Source organism: Vibrio sp. 1-2 (7-a) (genome assembly GCF_013048515.1).
In the GTDB taxonomy this organism is placed as follows: Bacteria; Pseudomonadota; Gammaproteobacteria; order Enterobacterales; family Vibrionaceae; genus Vibrio; species Vibrio diabolicus.
This window is the reverse complement of sequence record NZ_VHSQ01000004.1, coordinates 166,225-183,209: the sequence shown is the minus strand read 5'-3', so window position 1 is coordinate 183,209 and position 16,985 is coordinate 166,225. Positions and strand designations below refer to the sequence as shown.

General features: G+C 45.6%; 31 protein-coding genes. 3 read left to right on the top strand and 28 right to left on the bottom strand.

All coding sequences use genetic code 11. The features are described 5' to 3' along the window. Complete coding sequence (gene dbpA, locus FKN08_RS13410; RefSeq protein WP_047009023.1) at positions 1-1,380, bottom strand: ATP-dependent RNA helicase DbpA; 1,380 nt, start codon at positions 1,378-1,380, stop codon at positions 1-3. Between the two features lie 142 nt (positions 1,381-1,522). Between dbpA and FKN08_RS13405 the strand changes: the two genes are divergently transcribed. Further along, complete coding sequence (locus FKN08_RS13405) at positions 1,523-1,984, top strand: GNAT family N-acetyltransferase (protein WP_046874180.1); 462 nt, start codon at positions 1,523-1,525, stop codon at positions 1,982-1,984. A gap of 81 nt (positions 1,985-2,065) precedes the next feature. On the opposite strand, the gene FKN08_RS13400 is transcribed toward FKN08_RS13405, so the two are convergent. Next, positions 2,066-2,662, bottom strand: a complete 597-nt coding sequence (locus FKN08_RS13400; protein ID WP_046874056.1) for a LysM-like peptidoglycan-binding domain-containing protein — start codon at positions 2,660-2,662, stop codon at positions 2,066-2,068. Positions 2,663-2,894: 232 nt separating this feature from the next. On the opposite strand from FKN08_RS13400, the gene FKN08_RS13395 reads away from it, so the two are divergent. Further along, positions 2,895-3,515 (top strand): FKBP-type peptidyl-prolyl cis-trans isomerase, encoded by a 621-nt coding sequence (locus tag FKN08_RS13395; protein WP_005392370.1) that lies wholly within the window; start codon positions 2,895-2,897, stop codon positions 3,513-3,515. Between the two features lie 153 nt (positions 3,516-3,668). Continuing rightward, positions 3,669-4,148, top strand: a complete 480-nt coding sequence (locus FKN08_RS13390; RefSeq protein WP_012841172.1) for a DUF2780 domain-containing protein — start codon at positions 3,669-3,671, stop codon at positions 4,146-4,148. Positions 4,149-4,283: 135 nt separating this feature from the next. Here FKN08_RS13390 and rplQ read toward each other — a convergent pair whose 3' ends face one another. From rplQ to rplD, 26 genes are all read right to left on the bottom strand, one after another. Continuing rightward, the gene (gene rplQ / locus FKN08_RS13385; RefSeq protein WP_005383141.1) at positions 4,284-4,664 is read right to left on the bottom strand and encodes a 50S ribosomal protein L17; all 381 of its coding nucleotides are present in this window, start codon (positions 4,662-4,664) and stop codon (positions 4,284-4,286) included. Positions 4,665-4,690: 26 nt separating this feature from the next. Further along, positions 4,691-5,683 (bottom strand): DNA-directed RNA polymerase subunit alpha, encoded by a 993-nt coding sequence (gene rpoA / locus FKN08_RS13380; RefSeq protein ID WP_005383143.1) that lies wholly within the window; start codon positions 5,681-5,683, stop codon positions 4,691-4,693. Between the two features lie 24 nt (positions 5,684-5,707). After that, on the bottom strand, positions 5,708-6,328 hold the full coding sequence (gene rpsD / locus FKN08_RS13375; RefSeq protein ID WP_005383146.1) for a 30S ribosomal protein S4: 621 nt from the start codon (positions 6,326-6,328) through the stop codon (positions 5,708-5,710). A gap of 27 nt (positions 6,329-6,355) precedes the next feature. Continuing rightward, the gene (rpsK, locus tag FKN08_RS13370; RefSeq protein ID WP_001118870.1) at positions 6,356-6,745 is read right to left on the bottom strand and encodes a 30S ribosomal protein S11; all 390 of its coding nucleotides are present in this window, start codon (positions 6,743-6,745) and stop codon (positions 6,356-6,358) included. An 18-nt stretch (positions 6,746-6,763) separates the two neighbouring features. After that, complete coding sequence (gene rpsM, locus FKN08_RS13365; protein ID WP_005383154.1) at positions 6,764-7,120, bottom strand: 30S ribosomal protein S13; 357 nt, start codon at positions 7,118-7,120, stop codon at positions 6,764-6,766. A 149-nt stretch (positions 7,121-7,269) separates the two neighbouring features. Next, on the bottom strand, positions 7,270-7,383 hold the full coding sequence (rpmJ, locus tag FKN08_RS13360; RefSeq protein ID WP_000868186.1) for a 50S ribosomal protein L36: 114 nt from the start codon (positions 7,381-7,383) through the stop codon (positions 7,270-7,272). A 38-nt stretch (positions 7,384-7,421) separates the two neighbouring features. Continuing rightward, positions 7,422-8,756: a preprotein translocase subunit SecY gene (secY, locus tag FKN08_RS13355; RefSeq protein WP_005379562.1), complete on the bottom strand. Its 1,335-nt coding sequence runs from the start codon at positions 8,754-8,756 to the stop codon at positions 7,422-7,424. A gap of 20 nt (positions 8,757-8,776) precedes the next feature. Next, positions 8,777-9,211: a 50S ribosomal protein L15 gene (rplO, locus tag FKN08_RS13350; protein WP_005383155.1), complete on the bottom strand. Its 435-nt coding sequence runs from the start codon at positions 9,209-9,211 to the stop codon at positions 8,777-8,779. Positions 9,212-9,216: 5 nt separating this feature from the next. Then, complete coding sequence (gene rpmD, locus FKN08_RS13345; RefSeq protein ID WP_005379565.1) at positions 9,217-9,393, bottom strand: 50S ribosomal protein L30; 177 nt, start codon at positions 9,391-9,393, stop codon at positions 9,217-9,219. A gap of 7 nt (positions 9,394-9,400) precedes the next feature. Further along, entirely contained in the window at positions 9,401-9,904 is a 504-nt protein-coding gene (gene rpsE / locus FKN08_RS13340; RefSeq protein WP_004745894.1) for a 30S ribosomal protein S5, read from the bottom strand. A gap of 14 nt (positions 9,905-9,918) precedes the next feature. Next, positions 9,919-10,272 (bottom strand): 50S ribosomal protein L18, encoded by a 354-nt coding sequence (rplR, locus tag FKN08_RS13335; RefSeq protein WP_005379568.1) that lies wholly within the window; start codon positions 10,270-10,272, stop codon positions 9,919-9,921. Between the two features lie 9 nt (positions 10,273-10,281). After that, on the bottom strand, positions 10,282-10,815 hold the full coding sequence (gene rplF / locus FKN08_RS13330; protein ID WP_005392377.1) for a 50S ribosomal protein L6: 534 nt from the start codon (positions 10,813-10,815) through the stop codon (positions 10,282-10,284). Positions 10,816-10,828: 13 nt separating this feature from the next. Beyond that, a complete protein-coding gene (gene rpsH / locus FKN08_RS13325) occupies positions 10,829-11,221 on the bottom strand; it encodes a 30S ribosomal protein S8 (protein ID WP_005379572.1) in 393 nt (130 codons plus the stop codon). A gap of 29 nt (positions 11,222-11,250) precedes the next feature. Further along, a complete protein-coding gene (gene rpsN / locus FKN08_RS13320) occupies positions 11,251-11,556 on the bottom strand; it encodes a 30S ribosomal protein S14 (RefSeq protein ID WP_012841173.1) in 306 nt (101 codons plus the stop codon). A gap of 17 nt (positions 11,557-11,573) precedes the next feature. Further along, the gene (rplE, locus tag FKN08_RS13315; protein WP_005379573.1) at positions 11,574-12,113 is read right to left on the bottom strand and encodes a 50S ribosomal protein L5; all 540 of its coding nucleotides are present in this window, start codon (positions 12,111-12,113) and stop codon (positions 11,574-11,576) included. A gap of 23 nt (positions 12,114-12,136) precedes the next feature. Beyond that, a complete protein-coding gene (rplX, locus tag FKN08_RS13310; RefSeq protein ID WP_005379574.1) occupies positions 12,137-12,454 on the bottom strand; it encodes a 50S ribosomal protein L24 in 318 nt (105 codons plus the stop codon). A 13-nt stretch (positions 12,455-12,467) separates the two neighbouring features. Then, positions 12,468-12,839, bottom strand: coding sequence for a 50S ribosomal protein L14 (rplN, locus tag FKN08_RS13305; protein ID WP_004410450.1), 372 nt, complete (start codon positions 12,837-12,839; stop codon positions 12,468-12,470). 162 nt (positions 12,840-13,001) lie between these two features. Beyond that, on the bottom strand, positions 13,002-13,256 hold the full coding sequence (gene rpsQ / locus FKN08_RS13300; RefSeq protein ID WP_005379575.1) for a 30S ribosomal protein S17: 255 nt from the start codon (positions 13,254-13,256) through the stop codon (positions 13,002-13,004). Beyond that, positions 13,256-13,447 (bottom strand): 50S ribosomal protein L29, encoded by a 192-nt coding sequence (gene rpmC / locus FKN08_RS13295; RefSeq protein ID WP_005379576.1) that lies wholly within the window; start codon positions 13,445-13,447, stop codon positions 13,256-13,258. Before rpmC ends, rpsQ begins: the two co-directional genes overlap by 1 nt. After that, on the bottom strand, positions 13,447-13,857 hold the full coding sequence (rplP, locus tag FKN08_RS13290) for a 50S ribosomal protein L16 (RefSeq protein ID WP_005379577.1): 411 nt from the start codon (positions 13,855-13,857) through the stop codon (positions 13,447-13,449). The genes rpmC and rplP overlap by 1 nt, the downstream gene beginning before the upstream one ends. Positions 13,858-13,868: 11 nt before the next feature. Then, positions 13,869-14,567, bottom strand: coding sequence for a 30S ribosomal protein S3 (rpsC, locus tag FKN08_RS13285; RefSeq protein WP_005383161.1), 699 nt, complete (start codon positions 14,565-14,567; stop codon positions 13,869-13,871). Between the two features lie 18 nt (positions 14,568-14,585). Then, positions 14,586-14,918 (bottom strand): 50S ribosomal protein L22, encoded by a 333-nt coding sequence (rplV, locus tag FKN08_RS13280; protein ID WP_005383164.1) that lies wholly within the window; start codon positions 14,916-14,918, stop codon positions 14,586-14,588. Positions 14,919-14,928: 10 nt separating this feature from the next. Further along, a complete protein-coding gene (rpsS, locus tag FKN08_RS13275) occupies positions 14,929-15,207 on the bottom strand; it encodes a 30S ribosomal protein S19 (RefSeq protein ID WP_004394525.1) in 279 nt (92 codons plus the stop codon). 21 nt (positions 15,208-15,228) lie between these two features. Further along, complete coding sequence (gene rplB / locus FKN08_RS13270; protein ID WP_005383168.1) at positions 15,229-16,053, bottom strand: 50S ribosomal protein L2; 825 nt, start codon at positions 16,051-16,053, stop codon at positions 15,229-15,231. A gap of 15 nt (positions 16,054-16,068) precedes the next feature. Then, entirely contained in the window at positions 16,069-16,371 is a 303-nt protein-coding gene (rplW, locus tag FKN08_RS13265; RefSeq protein ID WP_004398471.1) for a 50S ribosomal protein L23, read from the bottom strand. Further along, on the bottom strand, positions 16,368-16,970 hold the full coding sequence (gene rplD, locus FKN08_RS13260; protein ID WP_005379556.1) for a 50S ribosomal protein L4: 603 nt from the start codon (positions 16,968-16,970) through the stop codon (positions 16,368-16,370). The genes rplW and rplD overlap by 4 nt, the downstream gene beginning before the upstream one ends. Between the last annotated feature and the right edge of the window lie 15 nt (positions 16,971-16,985).

Below are 16,985 nucleotides of genomic sequence, written 5' to 3'. Positions count from 1 at the left end.
CTATTTAAGAAGCCGCGCTCGGAACTGACGCCCTTTCATCTTGCCATTACTAATGGTTTGTAGAGCCTTTTTGGCAGCTGACTTCTCGACCGCAACGTAGGCGCGCATCGGGAAAAGGTGAATCTTGCCAACTTGAGAGCCTGGGATACCATTTTTTCCAGTCAGACATCCTAAGATATCACCCGGTCGTACTTTCTGTTTCTTACCGCCATCAATGTTAATCGTCACCATCTTCGCTTGGTATGGCTGCTGATTTGATTTGGCAGGCAATGTTGCTGGTACCACGTCCATGTCCAGGTATTCTTCAATACGAGCTACACGCAAACCGTCTTTCTCTCCAAAGAAGCTGAACGCCAAACCTTTACTACCTGCACGGCCTGTACGACCGATACGGTGTACATGAACCTCAGGATCGCGCGATAGCTCAAAGTTAAAGACTGCATCAAGGTTATCTACGTCCAAACCACGCGCCGCGACGTCTGTTGCGACAAGGATAGAAACACTCTTGTTAGCAAACTGCACCAATGCTTGATCGCGTTCACGCTGTTCTAAGTCCCCATGGATATCGATAACGCTGAACCCTTTGCGATGCAACTCATCTGCGACACTTTGCACTTCTTTTTTGGTATTGCAAAAAACCACAGCGGACTCTGGTTGGTGAGTCAGTAGCAAGTTCGCCAACGCTTCATCACGCGCTTCCGAACCTTCAACTTTGTAGAAATGCTGAGCAATGCTTGAGGTATCATGAGTCGATTCCACCTTAATGACTTCAGGCGTCTGCATAATACGCTGCGCAATTTGCTCAATTTTCTCTGGGAAAGTAGCACTGAAAAGTAGAGTTTGACGCTGCTTTGGCGCTGCATCAATAATCGCATCTAATGCGTCTTGGAAACCCATGTCCAACATGCGATCAGCTTCATCTAGCACCAAGGTATTCAGCTCGCTCAGGTTAATTCGGCCTTTCTCAAGGTGATCCAAAATACGGCCAGGTGTGCCGACTAAGATATGCGCGCCATGCTCCAGAGAACCAATTTGTGGCCCCATTGGCATCCCACCGCAGAGAGTAAGCACTTTAATATTATGAATGCCACGACCTAAAGTACGAATTTCCTTCGCGACTTGATCCGCAAGCTCACGAGTTGGACACAATACTAATGACTGGACACGAAAGCGTTTGACGTTAAGGTTCGATAAAACACCCAAACCAAATGCAGCGGTTTTACCTGAGCCCGTTTTACCCTGCCCGATGACATCACGATGTTTTAGGATTGCAGGCAAACTCAAAGCTTGAATTGGCGTCATGTGGGTGTAGTTCAGGGAATCAAGTGTGGCGAGTAACGCTGGGTTTAGCCCGACTTGATCAAAAGTTTGTTTGCTCACGGGAATATCCTCAGGTGAGATGAAAAGAGGGCACATTATCACCAGATTTGGTGGGAAAACCAGTGATAATTAACCTTTGTTAATGAGTATGAGTACAAAACAAAGTAAAGTCAGTCACTCTACTCTCATGACGGATGACAACATGCTCACTTGGATTACTTTGCCCTTTGCTCAACTGACAACCACACAATTGTATACAATGATGAAATTACGTGTGGATGTATTCGTCGTTGAACAAACCTGCCCTTATCCTGAACTGGATGGCAAAGACACACTGGAAGGTGTTTATCATCTAATAGGTTACCACGGTGATGAACTTGTTGCTTGCGCACGATTGCTACCCGCTGGCACGACGTATGACAATGTGAGCATTGGTCGAGTCGTCACCAAACAAACTGCGCGTGGTGATGGTCTGGGACATAAGTTGCTGAAAGAGGCATTAACACAGTGTGAAATATTGTGGCCAGGACAGACGATTGATATAGGAGCTCAAGAGCATCTCATCCAGTTTTATGCGAGTCATGGATTCAAAGTTATTTCTGATCGCTACCTAGAGGATGGTATTCCTCATGTGGATATGCGAAAAGAAGCCGTAGCGATATAACGCGTTCATTGCTAGGTTAACTAATTTATAGATAAACTAAAAAGACGCGATACCTTCGCGTCTTTAGTTCATTTGAAGCATCTACTTGTTGCGCCCAAAGGTCCCATCCGATAAGCGGAAAAACATGACGGACCGGCCGCTTTTTTCTAGTTGCAGCATATCCAACTCGCCTTCATCGCTAAGCTTAAAGCGAATCAATTGTCCTTGTTTAATTTGGCTCAGCGGCTTATCACTGCCTTCGATTTTTACTAGAGCGCTAAGATCCGCCATCGAGAGCTGATTACTTCTGAAAACCTGCGCTAACGTGTCGCCATTTTTAACCGTGTACTCTTTCCAGTCTTCGGATTTCGGCCCAGAATTCTGAGAGGTTCTTTGCTGGCTTAAACTCTGTGCGTTCAGCTGAATCGCTACGCGCTGATGATCGACCTCAGCTTGCTCAACTGATTGTTCTGTTTTATTCGGCAAAGGAATAACAAGGAGTACCAGAATCAATGGTACTAAAACCATCAAAGCTCGTTGATGGAATTTCGGTAGGCGCAGCCAAAACTGCTTAACAGGCTGTATACGCTCCAACCACTGCTCTTTGTTGAACGGCTGCTTCCAGTCGATAGCAGCGAATTTTTGTTTAACCAATTCGACATAGTCGACTTGCTGCTTTTTCTTTCTGCGACGATTCATTTTAATGAGTCCCTTAATACTTCTACTGCCAGTATAAAAATACCGACGCGGAGAGTATATGTTTTTCACTAAACTAAAATGGAATTTGGATTAAATTAGCAGAAATTTCACTTGGAGTAAGAGATAAGTCACACCCTGGCCGCCTCAATTAAGCATTCAGTCGCAATCATTTAAACCTAAGCTCGAAACTGATATCCTGTTGCCTTTATCACTCCTAACAAGAGCGACATTCATGTCTGAAATTAAATTTGAAACTGCAGAACAAAAAGCAAGCTACGGCATTGGTCTGCAAATGGGTCAGCAACTTGCAGGTTCTGGTCTTGAAGGTCTTAGCGTTGATGCTATCGCAGCGGGTATTGCAACAGCACTAACTGGTGACATGCCATCAATCGAAATTGATGAAATCAACAAAGCACTACAAGAACTTCACACTCGTGCAGAAACCGCTCGCCAAGAAGCAGCGAAAATTGCAGCAGCAGAAGGCGAAGCGTTCCTAAAAGACAACGCACTACGCCCTGAAGTTAACGTTCTAGACTCTGGCCTTCAGTACGAAATCATTTCTGAAGGTACTGGTGCAGTTCCAACAGCAGAAAGCTCAGTTCGCGTTCACTACCACGGTGAGCTAACTGACGGTACTGTATTCGATAGCTCTGTATCTCGCGGTCAACCAGCTGAATTCCCTGTTACAGGCGTAATCAAAGGCTGGGTAGAAGCACTACAACTAATGCCTGTTGGTTCTAAGTGGAAACTATACGTACCACAAGACCTTGCGTACGGTGAGCGTGGCGCTGGTGCAGCTATCCCTCCATTCGCAGCACTAGTTTTCGAAGTAGAACTACTAGATATTCTTTAATTGAAACCATTTTCAATTATGATTTAATAAAACGGCGCATTAGCGCCGTTTTTTTGTCTAAACTGAATAGACTTTCTCACCTCTAAACCTTTCATTCTGATAGCCTTTAAAACAATAAAATCACGTTAAAAACGCTCAACCTTCGGAGGTACTATGCGTAAAACACTCCTGACTCTGGCACTCTTATCAATGAACATTGGTAGTGCACACGCATTCTTAGATTCCGTCACGCAAAAAAGTAAAGAAAGTGGCCTAATGGATATGGTAGGTAGTAGCCTGAACACTGAATCATCTCCATTGACAGACATGCTAACTAGCCAATTACCTGTATCTACAGAACAAGCGGCTGGAGGTAGTGGCGCACTACTCGCTTTGGCTCAAAGCCAGCTTTCACAAGAAAATAGCAGTGAATTACAGTCTTTGATACCTGGGCTTTCAAACTTGCAAGGAGCACAAAGCTTACTGGGGAATATTGAGAATATTAGTGCAGTAAAAAGCGCTTTTGATACGCTGGGTTTAGATCCCTCTATGATCAGTCAGTTTGCTCCAGTAATCTTGGATTACTTGAACAAGCAAGGCGCTAGCGAGGGACTTCTAAGTTCGTTGGGCGGGTTGTGGAATACTAGTAAATAAGCGCAAGTGATAATCACTTTTTAAATTGCCAGTCTGCATGGAGTAAAATAAATGCAGGCTGGATATAAAGATTTACTGAATCGCAGATACAAAAAAGCCGAGCTAACGCTCGGCTTTCTCGTTCTTACGAACTGATTACTCAGCAGCTTCTTCAGCAGCTGGGCGATCTACAAGCTCAATGTAAGCCATTGGAGCTTTATCACCAGCACGGAAGCCAGCTTTTAGGATACGAGTGTAACCGCCCTGACGAGCAGCAAAACGTGGACCTAGTTCGTTAAATAGTTTTGCAACTACTTCGTTGTCACGAGTACGTGCAAATGCTAGACGACGGTTAGCAACACTGTCAGTCTTAGCTAGTGTAATCAAAGGCTCAACTACGCGACGTAGCTCTTTTGCTTTTGGCAAAGTAGTCTTGATAACTTCATGACGTACTAGAGAGCTAGCCATGTTGCTGAACATCGCTTTGCGATGTGAGCTGTTGCGGTTGAGTTGACGACCACTCTTACGATGGCGCATGACCTAATCCTTCTAACTAGTATCGATTAATCTTCAGCGATTGATGCAGGTGGCCAGTTTTCTAGGCGCATGCCCAGAGACAGACCACGTGACGCAAGTACGTCTTTAATCTCAGTAAGAGATTTTTTACCAAGGTTAGGCGTTTTAAGTAGCTCAACCTCAGTACGTTGTACTAGATCACCGATGTAGTGAATCGCTTCTGCTTTCAGACAGTTAGCAGAGCGAACTGTTAGTTCAAGATCGTCTACAGGACGCAGTAGGATCGGATCGAATTCTGGCTTCTCTTCTTTCTCCTCAGGAACTCGTACATCACGAAGATCTACGAATGCATCCAATTGTTCAGCTAGGATTGTAGCTGCACGACGGATTGCTTCCTCAGGTTCTAGAGTACCGTTTGTTTCCATATCGATAACAAGCTTGTCTAGATCAGTGCGCTGTTCTACACGAGCTGCTTCTACAGCGTAGGCAATTTTGTCTACTGGGCTGTAAGTAGCATCTACTAGTAGGCGACCGATTGGACGCTCGTCTTCTTCGTTATGGATACGCGCAGAAGCTGGAACATAACCACGACCACGTTCTACTTTAATACGCATTGCGATTTCAGCGTTGTCATCCGTTAGGTGACAAATAACGTGTTCAGGGTTAGCGATCTCTACATCACCATCATGGGTGATGTCACCTGCAACCACAGGGCCCGAGCCTGATTTGTTCAAAGTAATGAACACTTCATCTTTGCCTTCAGCAACACGCACTGCCAAACCTTTAAGGTTTAGAAGGATTTCAAGAATATCTTCTTGTACACCTTCTTTAGTGCTGTACTCGTGAAGTACGCCTTCGATTTCTACTTCTGTCACTGCACAACCAGGCATAGAAGATAGAAGAATGCGGCGAAGTGCATTACCCAGAGTATGACCAAAGCCACGCTCTAATGGCTCAAGAGTTACTTTTGCGTGAGTCGAGCTGATTTGTTCGATGTCAACTAGACGTGGCTTAAGAAATTCTGTTACAGAACCCTGCATTGTGTCCTCTCTTTAGTTTAAACCTTACTTAGAGTAAAGCTCGACGATCAATTGTTCGTTGATGTCAGCTGATAGATCAGAACGCTCAGGCATACGCTTGAATGTACCTTCCATCTTGCCACCATCTACTTCAATCCAAGTTGGTTTTTCACGTTGTTCAGCAACTTCTAGAGCAGCTTTAATACGAGCTTGCTGTTTAGCTTTCTCGCGAATAGAAACAACGTCATTAGCCGCTACTTTGAAAGAAGGAACGTTTACAACTTTACCGTTTACTAGGATAGCTTTGTGGCTAACTAGCTGACGTGCTTCTGCGCGAGTTGCACCAAAGCCCATGCGGTAAACTACGTTATCAAGACGACCTTCAAGAAGCTGAAGTAGGTTTTCACCAGTGTTGCCTTTTAGGCGAGCAGCTTCTTTGTAGTAGTTACGGAATTGTTTTTCTAGAACGCCGTACATACGACGTACTTTTTGCTTCTCACGAAGCTGAACGCCATACTCAGATAGACGACCGCGACGAGCGCCGTGTACACCTGGTGCGTTATCAATTTTACACTTGGTATCGATCGCGCGAACACCAGACTTAAGGAATAAGTCAGTGCCTTCACGACGGCTAAGCTTCAGCTTAGGACCCAAATATCTTGCCATGATTCTTCTCCAATTGTCCTAGAAACGTTATACGCGACGTTTCTTAGGTGGACGACAACCGTTATGAGGGATTGGTGTAGCATCAACGATGTTTGTGATGCGGAAACCAGCGGCGTTTAGTGCACGAACAGTAGATTCGCGACCTGGACCAGGACCCTTAACCATAACTTCCAAGTTCTTTAGGCCGTATTCTTTAGCCATTTCAGCACAACGCTCAGCAGCAACCTGTGCAGCGAACGGAGTAGACTTACGAGAACCACGGAAACCAGAACCACCTGCAGTAGCCCATGCAAGAGCGTTACCTTGACGGTCAGTAATGGTTACGATTGTGTTATTGAAAGAAGCATGGATGTGCGCAACGCCATCTGCAACTTGCTTGCGTACGCGCTTACGAGCGCGAGTTGGTTGTTTAGCCATTGTACTCTACCTTCCCGATTATTTCTTGATCGGCTTACGCGGACCCTTACGGGTGCGAGCGTTGGTTTTAGTACGCTGTCCACGTAGTGGTAGACTGCGACGATGACGAAGACCACGGTAACAGCCAAGGTCCATAAGACGCTTGATGTTCATAGATACTTCACGACGTAGATCACCTTCTACAGTGTACTTAGCTACACCATCACGCAGTTGATCGATCTGCTCTTCAGTTAGTTCACTGATCTTAACATTTTCAGCAATACCCACTTCAGCTAGGATAGCTTGAGAGCGAGTTTTACCGATGCCGTAGATCGCTGTTAGAGCGATTACTGCATGTTTCTGATCAGGAATGTTAATGCCTGCTATACGGGCCATTATTCACTCCTAAGTGTTTCTATAAAAGAATTAGCCGCAGCAAAGCCCGTTATGGATACGCTGCGGAATACTACTTCTTTTGCACGCAAAAGGTAGGCCGAGGAATATACTCGACCCAACCTTCATTTTCAAGTAAAAATTTCTGCTAATTAGCCTTGGCGCTGTTTGTGCTTTGGCTCACTGCAAATCACGCGAACGACACCGTTACGCTTGATTACTTTACAGTTACGGCAGATTTTTTTAACGGAAGCACGAACTTTCATTGCTAAACTCCGTAAATGAAACTGAGTCTACCGCCGGATTAACGGCCGTAGCCTTTCAGATTCGCTTTCTTCAACACAGAATCATACTGTTGAGACATCAGATGAGTCTGTACCTGTGCCATAAAGTCCATAATTACAACAACTACGATTAGTAGCGATGTACCGCCGAAGTAGAAACGTACGTTCCACGCGACCATCATGAACTCGGGAATCAGACAGATAAAGGTAATGTACAGTGCACCAGCAAGGGTTAAACGTGTCATTACTTTATCAATGTACTTCGCTGTCTGCTCACCTGGGCGGATACCGGGTACGAATGCACCAGACTTCTTCAAGTTATCTGCTGTTTCACGCGGGTTGAAAACCAACGCCGTGTAGAAGAAACAGAAGAAGATAATTGCTGCTGCATAAAGCATTACATACAACGGTTGACCTGGGCTAAGAGCCAAAGACACGTCAGTTAACCAACCGAACGCGCTGCTCTCGCCGTTTTGACCAAACCACTGAGCCAATGTTCCTGGGAACAAGATAATGCTTGATGCAAAAATCGCTGGAATTACACCTGCCATGTTAATTTTAAGAGGCAGATGCGAGCTTTGCGCAGCAAATACTTTACGACCTTGTTGACGCTTCGCGTAGTTAACGACGATTCGGCGTTGACCACGTTCCATGAAAACAACGAAGTAAATGACTGCAAAAGCTAATACCGCGATTAGCAACAGAAGAAGTACATGCAATTCACCTTGACGCGCTTGCTCGATTGTTTGACCGATTGCAGAAGGCAATCCAGCAACAATACCTGCAAAAATCAGTATCGAAATACCGTTACCAATTCCTCGCTCTGTAATTTGTTCACCTAACCACATTAAGAACATAGTACCGGTTACTAAACTTACGGTAGCAATTAGCGTAAACATGGTTTGGTTGATAACAACCAGATTGTCGACCATGTTTGGTAGGCCAGTTGCAATACCTATAGCTTGGAAGGTTGCAAGTACAAGCGTGCCGTAGCGTGTGTATTGGCTGATCTTACGACGGCCTGCTTCACCCTCTTTTTTGAGTTCAGCTAACGCTGGATGAACTACAGTTAGCAATTGGACAACAATAGATGCCGAAATATACGGCATGATGCCCAATGCTAATATAGATGCACGCTCAAGAGCACCACCGGAGAACATGTTAAACATTTCAACGATGGTACCTTTTTGCTGTTCGAACAAATCGGCAAGTACAGCAGCGTCAATACCAGGAATCGGCACAAAGGAGCCGGCTCGGAATACTAAAAGTGCACCAATTACGAATAACAAGCGCGACTTCAGTTCACTTAAGCCGCTCTGAGCACTACGAAAATCTTGTCCTGGTTTCTTAGCCATCTGTACCTCGTTCCTCGAGATTATTCCTCGATTTTACCGCCTGCAGCTTCGATTGCAGCTTTAGCGCCTTTAGTCACACGTAGACCTTTCACAGTCACTGCTTTGTTGATTTCACCAGAAAGAACAACTTTTACAAATTCGATGTTCTTAGTGATGATGTTAGCAGCTTTAAGACTGTTTAGATCAACTACGTCACCAGAAACTTTCGCTAGCTCAGCTAGACGAACTTCAGCAGACACTAGGCTCTTACGAGAAGTGAAACCGAATTTTGGTAGACGTTGTTTCAGAGGCATCTGACCGCCTTCGAAACCTGGACGAACACTGCCGCCAGAACGTGATTTTTGACCTTTGTGACCACGGCCACCAGTTTTACCTAGGCCTGAACCGATACCACGACCTACTCGCTTCGCAGAAGTTTTCGCGCCAGCAGCCGGTGCTAGAGTATTCAAACGCATTCTGATTACTCCTCAACTTTAACCATGTAGTAAACCTTGTTGATCATACCGCGAATACACGGAGTATCTTCAAGTTCTACTGTGTGGTTGATTTTACGAAGACCTAGACCGCGCAAAGTAGCTTTGTGCTTTGGCAGACGACCAATTGAGCTTTTAGTTTGAGTTACTTTAATAGTTGCCATGGTGTTCTTACTCCGAAATAGATTCAACAGTTAGACCACGTTTAGCAGCAACCATTTCTGGTGACTTCATGCTACCTAGTGCATCGATCGTTGCACGAACGATGTTGATAGGGTTCGTAGAACCGTACGCTTTAGATAGTACGTTGTGTACACCAGCAACTTCTAGTACTGCACGCATCGCACCACCTGCGATAACACCAGTACCTTCTGCAGCAGGCTGCATGTAAACTTTAGAGCCCGAATGGCGACCTTTCACTGGGTGGTGAAGAGTGCCTTCGTTTAGAGCGATCGTAGTCATGTTACGACGCGCTTTTTCCATTGCTTTTTGAATCGCTGCAGGTACTTCACGAGCTTTGCCGTAACCGAAACCTACACGACCATTACCGTCACCAACTACTGTTAGTGCAGTGAAGCTCATGATTCGACCGCCTTTAACCGTCTTAGATACGCGGTTAACTGCGATTAGCTTTTCTTGCAAATCATTCGCTTGAACTTGTTGTTCTTTAGCCATCTTCCAACCCTACCTTAGAATTTCAGACCAGCTTCGCGAGCAGATTCTGCTAGCGCCGCTACTCGACCGTGGTATTGGAAACCAGAACGATCAAATGCAACTGCAGTTACGCCCTTCTCAAGAGCGCGCTCAGCAATAGCTTTACCCACTGCTTTAGCTGCATCAACGTTACCAGTGTATTTCACTTGCTCACGGATCGCTTTTTCTACAGTAGAAGCTGCTGCGATAACCTCAGAGCCGTTAGCCGCGATAACCTGTGCGTACACGTGACGAGGAGTACGGTGTACAACTAGGCGAGTCGCACCCAGTTCTGCAATCTTACGACGTGCACGTGTAGCACGACGGATGCGAGATGCTTTCTTATCCATAGTGTTACCTTACTTCTTCTTAGCTTCTTTAGTACGCACATTTTCATCTGCGTAACGAACACCTTTGCCTTTGTATGGCTCAGGCTCACGGTAAGAACGAATGTCAGCCGCAACTTGACCAACTAGTTGCTTGTCAGCACCAGTGATCACGATTTCAGTTTGGCTTGGACATTCAGCTTTAATACCCGCTGGCAACTCGTGCTCAACTGGGTGTGAGAAGCCTAGTGTTAGACCTACAGCGTTGCCTTTGATAGCAGCACGGTAACCTACACCTTTAAGAGTTAGCTTCTTAGTAAAGCCTTCAGTAACACCAACAACCATGTTGTTAACTAGAGCGCGAGCAGTACCTGCTTGAGCCCATGCGTTAGCAACACCTTCTTTAGGACCGAAAGTCAGGTTATTTTCTTCCTGAGCGATTACAACTGCATCGTTAAGAACGCGAGTTAGTTCGCCTTTCGCACCTTTTACAGTGATTTCTTGGCCGTTTAGTTTCACCTCTACGCCAGCTGGAATAGCGACAGGTGCTTTTGCAACACGAGACATAGTCTACTCCTTATTAAGCTACGTAAGCGATGATTTCACCACCAAGACCTGCTTTACGTGCAGCGCGGTCTGACATAAGACCCTTGGAAGTTGAAACGATAGCAATACCAAGACCACCCATTACAGAAGGAAGTTCATCTTTCTTCTTGTAAACACGTAGACCTGGACGAGAAACACGTTTAAGTTGCTCGATTACTGGTTTAGCTTGGAAGTACTTAAGTGTAACTTCTAGCTCAGGTTTTGCTTCGCCTTCAACAGCGAAGTCAACGATGTAACCTTCAGCTTTTAGTAGTGCAGCAATTGCAACTTTAAGCTTTGAAGAAGGCATTTTTACAGCAACTTTGTTTGCTGCCTGACCGTTACGAACGCGGGTCAGCATATCCGAAATCGGATCTTGCATGCTCATATGATTTACTCCAAATGATTAAGTGGCAATTACCAGCTAGCCTTACGAAGACCCGGAATCTCGCCTTTCATGCAAGCTTCACGAACCTTAATACGGCTTAGACCGAACTTACGTAGGTAACCGTGTGGACGACCAGTTTGGTTGCAACGGTTGCGCTGACGTGATGCACTTGAATCACGTGGAAGAGATTGCAGTGTAAGAACCGCGTTCCAACGATCTTCTTCAGATGCGTTTACATCGCTGATGATAGCTTTTAGCGCTGCACGCTTTTCAGCGAACTTAGCTACTAGCTGTGCACGTTTAGCTTCACGTGCTTTCATTGATTGTTTAGCCATAACAGTAACCCTTCACCTTACTTACGGAATGGGAAGTTAAAGGCAGCCAGCAGAGCACGGCCTTCCTCATCAGTACCAGCAGACGTCGTAATAGTGATGTCTAAACCGCGTACACGATCAACTTTATCAAAGTCGATTTCCGGGAAGATGATTTGCTCGCGAACGCCCATGCTGTAGTTACCGCGACCGTCAAAAGACTTAGCGCTAACACCACGGAAGTCACGTACACGTGGAAGAGCGATGTTAATTAAACGCTCAAGAAAATCCCACATACGTTCGCCACGCAAGGTTACTTTACAACCGATAGGGTAGCCTTCACGGATTTTGAAACCTGCAACAGATTTGCGCGCTTTTGTGATAAGTGGCTTTTGACCAGAGATCGTTGCCATATCAGACGCTGCATTTTCTAGCAGTTTCTTATCGTTGATTGCTTCACCAACACCCATGTTTAGGGTGATTTTCTCGATTCTAGGGACTTGCATGACGCTTGTGTAACCGAACTGTTTGGTCAGTTCAGCGACTACAGACGACTTGTAGTAATCATGCAGTTTCGCCATAGTAGAACTCCAAATTACTTCTATTAGTTAGAAACGGTTTCGCCGTTAGACTTGAAGAAACGAACTTTTTTGCCGTCTTCAAAACGGAAACCGATACGGTCAGCTTTACCAGTAGCTGCGTTGAAAATCGCCACGTTAGAAACGTCGATTGCTGCTTCTTGCTCTACGATACCGCCTTGGATACCCATAGCTGGAACAGGTTTCTGATGCTTCTTAACTAGGTTGATACCTTCAACGATAACTTTACCAGTTGCTAGAACCTTAGTTACTTTACCTTTCTTGCCTTTGTCTTTACCAGCAAGAACGATTACTTCGTCATTACGACGGATTTTAGCTGCCATTTCTACGTGCTCCTTACAGAACTTCTGGAGCCAGTGAAACGATCTTCATGAACTTATCGCCACGAAGTTCGCGTGTCACAGGACCAAAGATACGTGTACCGATTGGTTGCTCAGTATTGTCGTTTAGCAATACGCAAGCATTTCGGTCGAAGCGAATGACAGAACCGTCAGGACGACGTACGCCTTTACGGGTGCGCACTACCACCGCCTTCAGAACATCACCTTTTTTAACTTTACCGCGAGGGATTGCTTCCTTCACAGTAACTTTGATGACGTCACCGATATGTGCATAACGGCGGTGAGAGCCACCCAGAACCTTAATACACATTACGCTGCGTGCGCCTGAGTTATCAGCTGCGTCCAGCATACTTTGCATTTGGATCATGTTAGTGCTCCGCTAAATATTAATAACTAGACCCATCACGGGTCGGGCTGCCTCTTTAAAAGGGACGCGAATTGTACCACCCTTTTTTGTGATTGGGTAGTCAAAAAATAAACGGCTCCAAAAATATTTTGGAGCCGCTTTAGTTTCATAGAATTAACGAGATTAAATCTTCGCCTTTTCTAGAACTTTTACCAAAGTCCAAGACTTAGTCTTAGACAGTGGACGACACTCTGCGATTTCAACTGTGTCGCCTAGGCCACACTCGTTGTTCTCGTCATGTGCGTGTACTTTAGTCGTACGTTTTACGTATTTACCGTAGATTGGGTGTTTTACGAAACGTTCGATAGCAACAGTGATAGACTTGTCCATCTTATCGCTAACAACACGACCTTGTTGAGTACGTTTTACTTCGCTCATTATGCGCCTGCCTTCTCAGTCAAAACAGTTTTCACACGTGCGATATCACGGCGTACAGCTTTCAGAGTATGAGTTTGCTGTAGTTGACCAGTCGCAGCTTGCATGCGCAAGTTGAACTGTTCACGTAGCAAATTCATTAGCTCAGCGTTAAGCTCTTCAACGCTTTTCTCGCGTAGATCTTGTGCTTTCATCACATCACCTGCTTAGTTACAAATGTAGTTTTGAAAGGCAGTTTACGTGCCGCAAGACGGAACGCTTCACGTGCCAATTCTTCAGGTACACCACCCATTTCGTACATAACCTTACCAGGTTGGATTTGGGCTACCCAGTACTCAACGTTACCTTTACCCTTACCTTGACGAACTTCAAGTGGTTTTTCTGTGATTGGTTTGTCTGGGAACACACGGATCCAGATTTTACCTTGACGCTTAACGTGACGTGTCATTGCACGACGTGCCGCTTCGATTTGACGAGCAGTTAGACGACCACGGCCAACAGCTTTAAGACCGAATTCGCCGAAGCTTACATCAGTACCTTTAGCTAGACCACGGTTACGACCAGTCTGAACCTTACGGAACTTAGTACGTTTAGGTTGTAGCATCTGTCGACTCCTTACTTACGGCCTTTACGCTGCTTCTTAGGCTTGTCGCCTTTAGGCTCTACAGCGTTAGCTGCTGGCATACCACCTAGGATTTCACCTTTGAAGATCCAAGTTTTAATGCCGATCACACCGTATTGAGTGTGAGCCGAAGAAGTTGCGTAATCAATGTCAGCACGTAGAGTGTGTAGAGGCACACGGCCTTCACGGTACCACTCTGAACGTGCGATTTCAGCGCCGCCTAGACGACCGCTTACTTCCACTTTGATACCTTTAGCGCCTAGGCGCATTGCGTTTTGTACTGCGCGCTTCATAGCACGACGGAACATAACACGACGCTCTAGCTGAGACGCGATGCTGTCACCAACAAGTTGCGCATCTAGTTCAGGCTTACGTACTTCAGCGATGTTAATTTGCGCTGGTACACCTGCAATTTTAGCTACAGCTGCGCGTAGCTTCTCAACGTCTTCACCTTTCTTACCGATAACAACGCCTGGACGAGCAGTGTGAATAGTCACACGGATGCTCTTAGCAGGACGCTCGATAACGATACGTGATAGAGACGCTTTTTTCAGTTCACTTGTAAGGAACTGACGTACCTTGAAGTCGCCGTCTAGGTTGTCAGCGAAATCTTTGGTGTTAGCAAACCATGTAGCATTCCAAGGCTTAACGATGCCTAGACGAATACCATTTGGATGTACTTTTTGACCCATTGCTTACTCTCCTAGTCTCTAGCGATCTGCTACAACAACAGTGATGTGGCTTGAACGCTTCAAGATACGATCCGCACGACCTTTAGCACGAGGCATAATACGCTTCATGGTTGGGCCTTCATCTACAAAGATTTTTGCGACATTCAGATCGTCAATATCTGCACCTTCGTTGTGCTCCGCGTTAGCGATAGCAGACTCTAGAACTTTCTTAACTAGTGCAGCAGCTTTTTTGTTGCTGAACGTTAGGATTTCTAGAGCTTGGTCAACAGATTTACCACGGATTAGATCCGCAACTAAGCGAGCTTTCTGAGGCGAAATGCGAGCAAAGTTATGTTTAGCAATTGCTTCCATTATTTACTCCTTAGCGCTTCTTAGCTTTCTTATCCGCAGCGTGACCGCGGTAAGTACGTGTTGGTGCGAATTCACCCAGTTTGTGACCGATCATTTCATCAGTTACAAATACTGGTACGTGCTGACGACCATTATGGACAGCGATGGTCAAACCGATCATCGTAGGGATGATCATTGAACGACGGGACCAAGTCTTAATAGGCTTTTTGTCTCCGCTTTCCACCGCTTTCTCTACCTTCTTCAGCAAGTGTAGGTCAATAAAAGGACCTTTCTTGAGAGAACGTGGCATGGCGATTCCTCTTTATATAGATTACTTGTTACGACGACGTACGATGTACTTGTCAGTGCGTTTGTTCTTACGAGTCTTGAAGCCTTTAGTAGGCATACCCCAAGGAGATACTGGGTGACGACCACCAGAAGTACGGCCTTCACCACCACCGTGTGGGTGGTCAATCGGGTTCATTACAACACCACGAACCGTTGGACGGATACCGCGATGACGTGATGCACCTGCTTTACCAAGTTCACGTAGCATGTGCTCAGAGTTACCAACTTCACCGATTGTTGCACGGCCTTCAGAAAGAACTTTGCGCATCTCGCCAGAACGTAGACGGATAGTTACGTACGCACCGTCGCGAGCAACGATTTGAGCGTAAGCACCAGCCGAACGAGCTAGCTGACCACCTTTACCAGGCTTAAGTTCAACGTTATGTACTGTTGAACCTACTGGGATATTACGCATTGGTAGAGTGTTACCAGCTTTGATTGGTGCATCAACACCAGACTGAATAACATCACCAGCTACAACACCTTTAGGTGCTAGGATGTAGCGACGCTCACCGTCTTTGTAAAGAACTAGAGCAATGTTTGCGCTACGGTTTGGATCGTATTCAAGACGCTCAACTGTCGCTGGAATACCATCTTTAGTACGTTTGAAGTCAACTACACGGTAGTGGTGCTTGTGACCACCGCCGATGTGACGTACTGTGATACGACCCTTGTTGTTACGACCACCGTTCTTAGAGTTTTTCTCTAGAAGAGGTGCGTATGGCTTGCCCTTGTGTAGGTCAGCGTTAACAACTTTAACAACGTGACGACGACCAGGGGAAGTCGGCTTACATTTAACAATAGCCATTTTTAACTACTCCTGTTATTCCGCGCCGCCAACGAAGTCAAGATCTTGACCTTCTTTCAAAGTAACGTACGCTTTCTTAACGTCGCTGCGGCGACCTTGGCGTAGACCTTGACGTTTGGTCTTACCCTTAGTGATAAGAGTATTTACAGACTTAACTTCAACTTCAAATAGCTTTTCTACAGCTGCTTTGATCTCTTTTTTAGTCGCATCTTTAGCTACTTTGAAAACGATAGTGTTCGCTTTCTCAGCTGCCATAGTTGCTTTTTCAGAGATGTGCGGTGCACGTAGAACTTTTAGGATACGCTCTTCAGTGATCATGCTAGCATTTCCTCTACTTGCTTAACTGCTTCTGCAGTCATTACAACTTTGTCAAACGCGATTAGAGATACTGGATCGATACCAGCAACATCACGTGCGTCAACTTTGTATAGGTTACGAGCAGCTAGGAATAGATTCTCATCTACTTCGCTAGTCACGATTAGAGCGTCAGTTAGCTCAAGCTCTTTAAGCTTAGCAACTAGCTCTTTAGTCTTTGGTGCTTCAACTGAGAAGTTATCAACAACGATTAGACGCTCTTGACGAACAAGCTCAGAAAGAATGCTCTTCATAGCACCACGGTACATTTTTTTGTTTACTTTTTGGCTGTGATCTTGTGGTTTCGCAGCAAAAGTAACACCACCTGTACGCCAGATTGGGCTACGGATTGTACCAGCACGCGCACGGCCAGTACCTTTTTGACGCCATGGCTTAGCGCCACCGCCAGAAACTTCTGAACGTGTTTTTTGAGCACGAGTACCTTGACGAGCACCTGCTGCGTACGCAACAACTACTTGGTGTACAAGAGCTTCGTTAAACTCACGTCCGAAAGTAGTTTCGGAAACAGTTAGTGCATCGGCACCTTTAACCATTAGTTCCATTACTTACTCCTGAGA